Annotated in this window: 7 protein-coding genes and 1 pseudogene; 1 reads left to right on the top strand and 7 read right to left on the bottom strand. The window is 66.6% G+C overall.

The features are described from left to right. Positions 1-463: pseudogene (locus tag ACE5CZ_RS12245) on the top strand (hypothetical protein); the annotation flags it as partial. Positions 464-549: 86 nt separating this feature from the next. Here the strand turns inward: ACE5CZ_RS12245 and ACE5CZ_RS12240 are convergent. The 7 genes from ACE5CZ_RS12240 to ACE5CZ_RS12210 all read right to left on the bottom strand — a co-directional run. Beyond that, positions 550-1,839 (bottom strand): thymidine phosphorylase, encoded by a 1,290-nt coding sequence (locus ACE5CZ_RS12240; RefSeq protein ID WP_374947608.1) that lies wholly within the window; start codon positions 1,837-1,839, stop codon positions 550-552. Positions 1,840-1,875: 36 nt separating this feature from the next. Further along, positions 1,876-2,319, bottom strand: coding sequence for a cytidine deaminase (locus tag ACE5CZ_RS12235; protein WP_374947607.1), 444 nt, complete (start codon positions 2,317-2,319; stop codon positions 1,876-1,878). A gap of 10 nt (positions 2,320-2,329) precedes the next feature. Then, on the bottom strand, positions 2,330-3,613 hold the full coding sequence (locus ACE5CZ_RS12230; RefSeq protein WP_374947609.1) for an ABC transporter permease: 1,284 nt from the start codon (positions 3,611-3,613) through the stop codon (positions 2,330-2,332). A 107-nt stretch (positions 3,614-3,720) separates the two neighbouring features. After that, a complete protein-coding gene (locus ACE5CZ_RS12225) occupies positions 3,721-5,007 on the bottom strand; it encodes an ABC transporter permease (protein WP_374947606.1) in 1,287 nt (428 codons plus the stop codon). Beyond that, positions 5,004-6,539 (bottom strand): ABC transporter ATP-binding protein, encoded by a 1,536-nt coding sequence (locus tag ACE5CZ_RS12220; RefSeq protein ID WP_374947605.1) that lies wholly within the window; start codon positions 6,537-6,539, stop codon positions 5,004-5,006. The genes ACE5CZ_RS12225 and ACE5CZ_RS12220 overlap by 4 nt, the downstream gene beginning before the upstream one ends. 106 nt (positions 6,540-6,645) lie before the next feature. After that, positions 6,646-7,746, bottom strand: coding sequence for a BMP family protein (locus ACE5CZ_RS12215; RefSeq protein WP_374947604.1), 1,101 nt, complete (start codon positions 7,744-7,746; stop codon positions 6,646-6,648). A gap of 215 nt (positions 7,747-7,961) precedes the next feature. Continuing rightward, a partial coding sequence (locus ACE5CZ_RS12210) for a BMP family protein (protein WP_374947603.1) occupies positions 7,962-8,766 on the bottom strand: 805 nt, incomplete at its 5' end.

Below are 8,766 nucleotides of genomic sequence, written 5' to 3'. Positions count from 1 at the left end.
GGTCGCAGTCGGCGACAAACTCATCGCACGACGACTGCCACAGACCACACCCGTCGACCTCGCCCGTGCCGTCGAGGTGTACCCATCACGACGCGGGATTCGCAACCTCCGGCGGGCGCTTCCCATGCTCAACGAACGAGCAGAATCGCCGCGGGAATCGCTTCTTCGAGTCGCCATCGTGCTCGCGGGGCTGCCTGAACCGACGGTCAATCGTCGGGTGTTCGACTCGAACGGTAAATTTCTCGCCAGGGTCGATCTGAGCTACCCCCACCTCAAGCTGTCGATGGAGTACCAGGGTGACCACCACCGCGCCGACCGAGCACAGTGGCGAAAGGACATAACTCGTACCCGAGCGCTTCAGGCAGCCGGATGGACAGAACTGCAATACACGCAGGATGACCTCGCCCGCCCGGAACCGTTTCTGGCCGAACTCAGGTCGATGATCGATCAGCTGAGCCGCTGAAGTGCGGAGTTCTGTTGTCCATGTGGACCGCACTACCGCAGAAGTCCGCAACTCAGCGCAGATGGGGCTCGACGAGCGGCAGAGTGCTACTCGATGCGTTCGACCACGAGGGGGCCGCGACCGGCCCAGGCAGACGCGTCGCCGATGCTCCAGGCTCCCTCAACGGCCGCCAGCGCACGATCGAACCGTTCGGGCTCGTCGGCCGAGAGGGTGAACAGCGGCTGGCCCGCCTTCACCGCATCGCCGGGCTTCGCGTGCAGATCGATGCCGGCGGCGTGCTGCACCGGATCCTGCGCGCGGGCGCGCCCCGCGCCCAGCCTCCACGCCGCGATACCGAAGGGAAGCGCCTCCTGGGTGAGGAGGACGCCGTCGCGATCGGCTGTCACGACGTGGGTCTCGCGCGCGACCGGCAGTGCGGCATCCGGATCTCCGCCCTGCGCCTCGATGACCCGGCGCCAGGTATCCATGGCACGGCCGTCGGCCAGCGCTTTCTCGACGTCGGCGTCGGGCTGGCCGGCCAGGCGCAGCATCTCTCGGGCCAGGGCCACCGTGAGTTCGACGACGTCTGCGGGCCCGCCGCCGCAGAGGACCTCGACCGACTCGCGCACCTCGTTGGCATTGCCGATGGCCAGCCCGAGCGGCACGTTCATGTCGGTGAGCAGCGCGGTGGTCGCGACGCCGGCGTCATTGCCGAGGTCGACCATGGTGCGGGCGAGCTCGCGCGACTGCTCGATGTCGACCATGAAGGCGCCCGAGCCGAATTTCACGTCGAGCACGAGAGAGTCGGTGCCCTCGGCGATCTTCTTCGACATGATGCTGGACGCGATGAGCGGGATGGCCTCGACCGTGCCCGTGATGTCGCGCAGCGCGTAGAGCTTCTTGTCGGCCGGAGCCAGGCCGGAGCCCGCCGCACAGATGACCCCACCGACATCACGCAACTGCGCGAACATCTCGTCGTTCGTGAGGTCGGCCCGCCAGCCCGGGATGCTCTCGAGCTTGTCGAGGGTGCCGCCCGTGTGGCCGAGGCCGCGGCCCGAGAGCTGGGGAACGGCCACGCCGAAGGTCGCGACCAAGGGCATCAGCGGCAGCGTGATCTTGTCGCCGACCCCGCCCGTGGAGTGCTTGTCGACCGTGACCTTGCCGAGGCCGGCGAAGCTCATTCGCTCGCCCGAGGCGATCATCGCGAGGGTGAGGTCGCGGATCTCCTGGCGCTCCATTCCGTTCAGCACGATGGCCATGGCCAGGGCAGCCATCTGCTCGCCGCCCACGAAGCCCCGGGTGTAAGCGTCGACCAGCCAGTCGATCTCGGCGGTGCTGAGCGTTCCGTGATCGCGTTTGGTGCGGATCAGGTCGACGACGTCGAAGGATTCTGACACGGATGGAGCCTTTCGTTGGAGCAGGTGTCGGTGGAGCTAGTGCGTCTCGACGTATGCCTGCAGGGTGCGCGGGCCGAACGCATCCGGCAGCACCTCGTCGATGGTGCGGATGCCCGAGACGGTCTGCAGCTGCATGCCGGGGGCGGAGTGCTCGAAGAGCAGTTGACGGCACCGGCCGCAGGGCATGAGGGCATTGCCGTCGCCGTCGACACAGGTGAAGGCGACCAGGTGGCCGCCGCCCGTCATGTGCAACGACGAGACGAGTGCGCACTCGGCGCAGAGCGTGAGGCCGTAGCTCGCGTTCTCGACGTTGCAGCCCGAGATCACCCGGCCGTCGTCGACGAGCGCGGCGACCCCGACCGGAAACTTCGAGTAGGGCACGTAGGCCTTCTTCATCGCCACGAGCGCCTCGGCACGCAGCACGCCCCAGTCGATACTCGGTTCATGGGCGGTGTCGGATGCCCGTTCGGCGTCGGTCATGTCTGCCCTCCTACGACTTTATGTATGGTTTTCCGGATGCGGCAGGCCCCCGAACGCGGCCGACCACCCCCGCGACCGCGAAGATCGTCACCAGGTAGGGCAGCATCAGCATGAATTCGCTGGGCACCGGCGAACCGATGATCGAGAGCACGCTCTGCAGGTTCGACGCGAAGCCGAAGAGCAGGGCCGCCAACGTCGCCCGGATCGGATCCCAGCGGCCGAAGATCACCGCGGCAAGGGCGATGAATCCGGCGCCCGCCGTCATCTCCTTGTTGAACGACCCGACCGAGCCCATGGTGAAGTACGCGCCGCCGAGACCCGCGATGGCGCCTGCGAGCGAGACGTTCCAGAACCGCGTGCGGGCCACGTTGATGCCCACGGTGTCTGCGGCCTGGGGATGCTCTCCCACGGCGCGCAGGCGCAGGCCCCAGCGCGTCTTGAACAGCGCGAAGAACACCACGGCGACCGCGACGTAGAGAATGTAGACGATGATCGTCTGCCGAAACAGCACCGGGCCGACGATGGGGATCTCGCTGAGCCCGGGAATGGGAAGCCTCGGCAGTCGGATGGTAGCGCTGTTGTTCAGCAGCTCGGTGTTCTTCGACAGCACCTGCGAGTACAAGAAGCTCGTGAGGCCGGTGACCAGCACGTTCAGCACCACACCCACGATGACCTGGTCGACAAAGTACTTGATCGAGAACGCCGCCAATACGAACGACACGAGCACGCCCGCGGCCATGGCCGAGATGAGTCCCAGTACGGGCTGGCCTGTGACAGAGGCGACGATGGCAGAGACGAACGCCCCCGCGAGCAGCTGACCCTCGATGGCCACGTTCACCACGCCCACGCGCTCGGAGATGACGCCGCCGAGGGCACCGAAGACGAGCGGCACGCTCAGCCCGACCGCGCCCACCAGCAGGCCGGGAACGGGGATCGTGGCGCCCGCCGACGCCCACGTGAGGAAGGCCACGAGGAACAGCACGGCGAACACGACTGTGATCCACAGCCGCACCGGGCGACGACGCGACACGAGGTATGCGCTGTACGCGGCCAGCGCCACGATCAGAACGGTGAGCACGATGCCGGCGGCACGCGTGGGCGCCTGCAGGGTGGGGATCTGGAAGAAGTCGGAATCGGTCGACAGACGGAACCCGCTCGTTCCCTCGCGTCCGAAGACCACGAACAGCAGGATGGCGAGAATCGAGAAGATGCCGAACGCGCTCGGCGCCTTCCAGCTCGTGACCACGGTCGTCTCGAGCGCGGGCGGCAGCGAGTCGGGGTGGTTGTGCTGCAGGGGCGCGTCGGCGACAGGCGTCTTCAGCTCGGCGCGGCTGACGTTCTCGTCGACGATGGGGCGTTCGGCGTTCACTGCGTCTCGTCCTGTTCGGGGATCGTCGATGCTCACTTGGTCACCGCCGCGGCCTCGGCGCGCGGGCGTCTGAGGCTCATGCCGCCGGGCTTGGGCAGCCGGAACACCGCACGCACGAGCGGCGGCGCGGCGATGAACAGCACGATGAGGGATTGGATGACGACCACGATGTCGATGGGGATGCCCTCGGAGGCCTGCATCGCGAATCCGCCGGCCTTGAACGCGCCGAACAGGATGCCCGCGAAGAAGATGCCCCAGGGCCTCGACCGCCCGAGAAGCGCCACGGTGATCGCGTCGAAGCCGATGCCCGCGTCGATGCCCGAGCTGAATCCCGTCGTGACGGTTCCGAGCACCTGCGCGACGCCGGCGAGGCCGACGAGCCCGCCCGAGAAGAGCATCGCGTAGACGTACATCTTGTTGACGCCGATTCCCGCGACCCGGGCCGCGTTGGGGTTCTCTCCCACGGCCCGAAACTGGAATCCGAGGTTCGAGCGGTTGAGCAGGTACCAGACGTAGACCGTGGCCGCGATCACGAAGATGAAGCCCCAGTGCAGGTTGAACTGCGGGCCGAGCAGGTCGGGGAAGACCGCCGTGGGAAGCGCTGCCGGCGTCTTCGGGTTGTTCGACCCCGGGGCCTGCAGCAGGCCGGGCGTCTTCAGCATGAACGAGATGAGGTAGAGGGCCACGAAGTTGAGCATGATCGTGACGATCACCTCGTGCGCGCCCGTGCGGGCCTTCAGCAGTCCGACGATTCCGCCCCAGACGGCGCCGCCGATGATGCCCGCCGCGACGGCGAGGATGAGGTGCAGCCCGTAGGGAAGCTCGAACGACCAGCTCACCCAGCCGGCGCACGCCGCCGCGATGAGCATCTGGCCGCGGCCACCGATGTTGAAGAGGCCCACGCGAAAGGCGAGGCCCACGCCGAGGCCCGCCGCGATCAACGGGGTGGCGAAGGTGAGTGTCTCGGTCAGCGGCTTGATGCCGGCGATGAATCCCGGGCGACGGAAGTTGTAGACCGCCCCCTGGAACAGTGCCGTGTAGGCGCCGGAGACCGAGTCCCAGAGTGCGGAGAACAGGTCGCCCGGGCGCGCGAAGAAGTACCCCGCCGCCGCCGTCACCTTCTCATCCGTGAGGGCGATCAGAATTCCTCCGACCACCATCGCCAGCACGACGGCGAGCACCGAGATCATGGCGCTGCCGCCGACGATCTCGCGCATCACGCCGTGCCAGCGCGGCTCCTCGACGGATGCGCCGGGCTGGGCGGGCGGGGCGGTGACGGGTGGGCCGGATGCACCGGGTGGAACTGCGGGCTGGCTCACGCGGCCGCTCCTTCGGGTGGGGAGGTGACGGAATCGGGCACTTCGCCGGCCATCATCAGGCCGAGCACGTCGCGGGGCGTGTCTCCCGGAACGATGCCCACGATGCTGCCGCGGTACATCACGGCGATGCGGTCTGCGAGTGCGACGACCTCGTCGAGCTCGGTCGACACGACGATCACGGGGATGCCGGAGTCACGGGTCGCGACGATGCGCTTGTGCACGAATTCGATGGAACCGACGTCGATGCCCCGAGTGGGCTGCGCGGCGAGAAAGAGACGCAGGTCGCGGCTGAGCTCTCGAGCCAGCACGACCTTCTGCTGGTTTCCGCCGGAGAGGCGGCCGACGGGTGTGGCGATGCCCTGGCTGCGCACATCGAATTCGCGCGACTTCTGCTCGGCGAACTCGTTCAGGTAGTTGAGTTGAAGCGTGCCCGCCTTGACGAACGGAGGCCCGTCGCTGCGATCGAGCATGAGGTTCTCGGCGATGGTGAACTCGCCCACGAGACCATCTTCTGTGCGGTCTTCAGGAACGAAGCCGATTCCGGATGCGAGCACCTGCTTCACCGAGAGCCCACGGATCGACTTGCCATCGAGGGTGATGTCTCCGCGCACGCGCGGCTGGAGACCCATGATCGCCTCGGTGAGTTCTGTCTGGCCGTTGCCCTGCACACCGGCGATGGCGAGAATCTCGCCGGCTCGCACGTCGAAGCTCACGTTGTTGACGACGAGCTGGCCGTGGGGGTCGATGACCGACAGCTGAGAGACGACGAAGGCGTCTGCGCCGGGCGCGGCCGGGTCTTTGTGCACGGTCAGCTCGACAGCGCGGCCGACCATGAGCGAGGCCAGTTCGGCGTTCGTCGCCGTGGGCGACGCCTCGCCGACGACCTTGCCGAGGCGGATGACCGTGATGCGGTCGGCCACTTCGCGCACCTCGCGCAGTTTGTGCGTGATGAAGACGATGGATGTGCCGGCCGCCTTCAGCTGCCTCATGATCGTCATGAGCTCGTCGGTCTCTTGGGGCGTGAGCACGGCGGTGGGCTCATCGAACACGAGAACCTTCGCGTCGCGCGACAGGGCCTTGATGATCTCGACCCGCTGCTGCACGCCGACGGGCAGATCGTCGACCAGCGCATCCGGATCGACATGGAAACCGAATCTTTCGCTGATCTCGCGCACCTTCTCGCGCGCAGCCCCGAGGTCGAGAACGCCCGCGGCATTCGTCTTCTCGTGGCCGAGCATCACGTTCTCGGCGACCGTGAACACCGGAATGAGCATGAAGTGCTGGTGCACCATGCCGATTCCGGCGGCCATGGCATCCCCCGGTCCCGAGAAATGCTGCACGACGTCGTCGAGCAGGATCTCGCCCTCTTCGGCCTTGTAGAGACCGTAGAGCACGTTCATCAACGTCGACTTGCCGGCACCGTTCTCGCCGAGGAGACAGTGGATCTCGCCCGGCTCGATCGTGAGGTCGATGTGGTCGTTGGCCGTGAGTGCGCCGAAGCGCTTCGTGATGCCGCGGAGTTCGAGCTTCATAGAGACAATCTACCCATATGGTCGATGCGTGAAGAGGGGGCTTAACGTGCTCGAGGGGCCAGCCATGGCTGGCCCCTCGATTTAACGCGGGTGGAGCTGGGTGCGACTACTCGCTCAGGTACGAGGTGACGGTGATGTCACCCGAGACGATCTTCGCCTTGATGTCATCGATCTCGCCCTGCAGCGATGCGTTGACCTTCGATTCGAAATCGTGGAACGGCGCCATGCCGACTCCGTCGTTCTCGAGCGTTCCGACGTAGGCCTCGTTGCTGAAGCTGCCGGCGGCGGCGTCGGTGACGACGGCCTCGGTAGCGCTCTTGATGCCCTTGAGGATCGACGTCAGGTAGAGGTCCTTGTACTCCGGGTCGCTCTCGTAGAGGTCGGAGTCGACGCCGACGAGGGAGATGTCCTTGCCGGACTCCTGGATGGCGACGGCCGCGCTCTGGTAGATCGGCCCGCCGACGGGGAGCAGAACGTCTGCGCCCTGGTCGATGAAGTTCTGGGCCGTCGTCTTGGCGACGTCGTTGGCCTCGAAGCCACCGGTGAAGGTCGCGGCGTCGGGGTTGGCCAGGTCGTAGCCGAGAACCTTGACGTCTTTGGACTTCTCTTCGTTGTAGTACTTGACGCCCTGCGCGAAGCCGTCCATGAAGATCGTGACGGTGGGGAAGTTCATTCCGCCCCAGGCCGCGACGATTCCCGACTTGGAGTAGTCGGCTGCGGCGTAGCCCGCGAGGAACGCCGCGCTGGCCGTGTCGAAGACGATCGGCTTGGTGTTCTCGAAGTCGGGCTTTCCGTCGAAGTCGGCGTCGGCGGCGTCGTCGAGCAGGGCGAACTCCACATCGGGGTTGGCTTCGGCCGCTTCGAGGGTCGCGGCAGAGAGCGCGAATCCGACGGAGACGACGAGCGTGCAGCCCTGGTCGACGAGGCTGGAGATGTTGGGAGCGAAGTCGGTCTCGGCGTTCGACTCGACGGTGTTCGCCTCGACACCCAGCTTCTTCGCGGCGTCGTTCAGCCCTTCGAAGCCCGCCTGGTTGAACGACTTGTCGTCGAATCCGCCCGAGTCGGAGACCATGCAGGGAACGATGCTGCCCTCGGCGGAGTCGGTGGAATCGGTTTCGGCCGGCGCGGACGCGCAACCGGCGAGGAGTGCGGCGAACCCGAGGGTGGCGATGCCACCCAGGGCGGCGCGGCGAATGGTCTTGCTCAAGATGTCCTCCAAGGATTGCTCCGCAGAGGGCGGAGCGCAGGGGCTGTGTGGTCTCTCACGTTACCCAATGTGACGCGCGGGTTGCGGCCCGCGGGCGGCATCGCCGCCCAGTCGTTACAAAGACGCGTTCACGTCGAAACAACACCGAAATGTTCAGCGCGAGCGCGCCCAACACGACACCGGAGGCGCCGCGCGGCGCCACCGGCCGGCGAGAGCTACGGGGTGCTCGGGCTGGTGACCTCGAGGGCACCCGACACGATGTCGATCTTCAGCCCGTCGAGCTCGGCCTGCAGCGCGGGAGCCACCGCGCCGGCCTTGTCGTGGTAGGGCGCGAGGGCGACTCCCCCGTTTTCGAGCGTTCCCACGAAGGGCGCGTTGTCGAACGTGCCGTCGAGGTCGTCTCCGACGATCTGCACGACGGCGTCTCCGGTGTTCTTCAGCACGCTGGTGAGGATGATCGGCTTGTACGACGACGGGAGCGTCTCGTAGCCGTCGTTGTCGACCCAGATGATCGACACGTTCGGGTTCTCGAGCGCCGCTGCGGCCGCGCCCTCTCCGACCTGTCCGGCGACGGGAAGGATGACGTCGGCACCTTGGTCGATGAACGCCTGCGTCGTGACCTTGCCCTTGTTGATGTCTTCGAAGTCGCCAGTGAACACGCCGTCCTGCGCGTCTTTGTTCCAACCCAGCGCCTGCACCGCGGTGCCGTGCACCTCGTTGTACTTCGCGACGCCGTCGACGAAGCCGTCCATGAACAGGGTCACGGGAGGCTGGTTGCCGCCACCGAAGGTCGCCACCTTTCCGGTCGCGCTCGTTCCGGCCGCCAGGTAGCCGGCCAGGAAGGCGGCCTGCGCCGTGTCGAAGACGATCGGCTTGATATTCTCGCCGTCGACCTGCTCGTCGACGATGGCGAAGTGCACGTCGGGATTGGCCTTCGCCTCGGCGCTCGTCGCGTCGGCCAGCTCGTAGCCGACCGTCAGGATGAACTGGCATCCGCTGTCGACCGCCTGCGTCACGTTC

The sequence above is a fragment of the Agreia sp. genome, from assembly GCF_964263775.1.
Classification (GTDB): domain Bacteria; phylum Actinomycetota; class Actinomycetes; order Actinomycetales; family Microbacteriaceae; genus Agreia.
Note: the sequence above shows the minus strand (reverse complement) of the source record. Positions and strands in the feature narration are given on the sequence as shown.

Coding starts and splice junctions, on each gene's coding strand:
- ACE5CZ_RS12235 (WP_374947607.1), bottom strand. CDS start 2,319: ATGACCGACGCCGAACGGGCATCCGACACCGCCCATGAACCGAGTATC.
- ACE5CZ_RS12220 (WP_374947605.1), bottom strand. CDS start 6,539: ATGAAGCTCGAACTCCGCGGCATCACGAAGCGCTTCGGCGCACTCACG.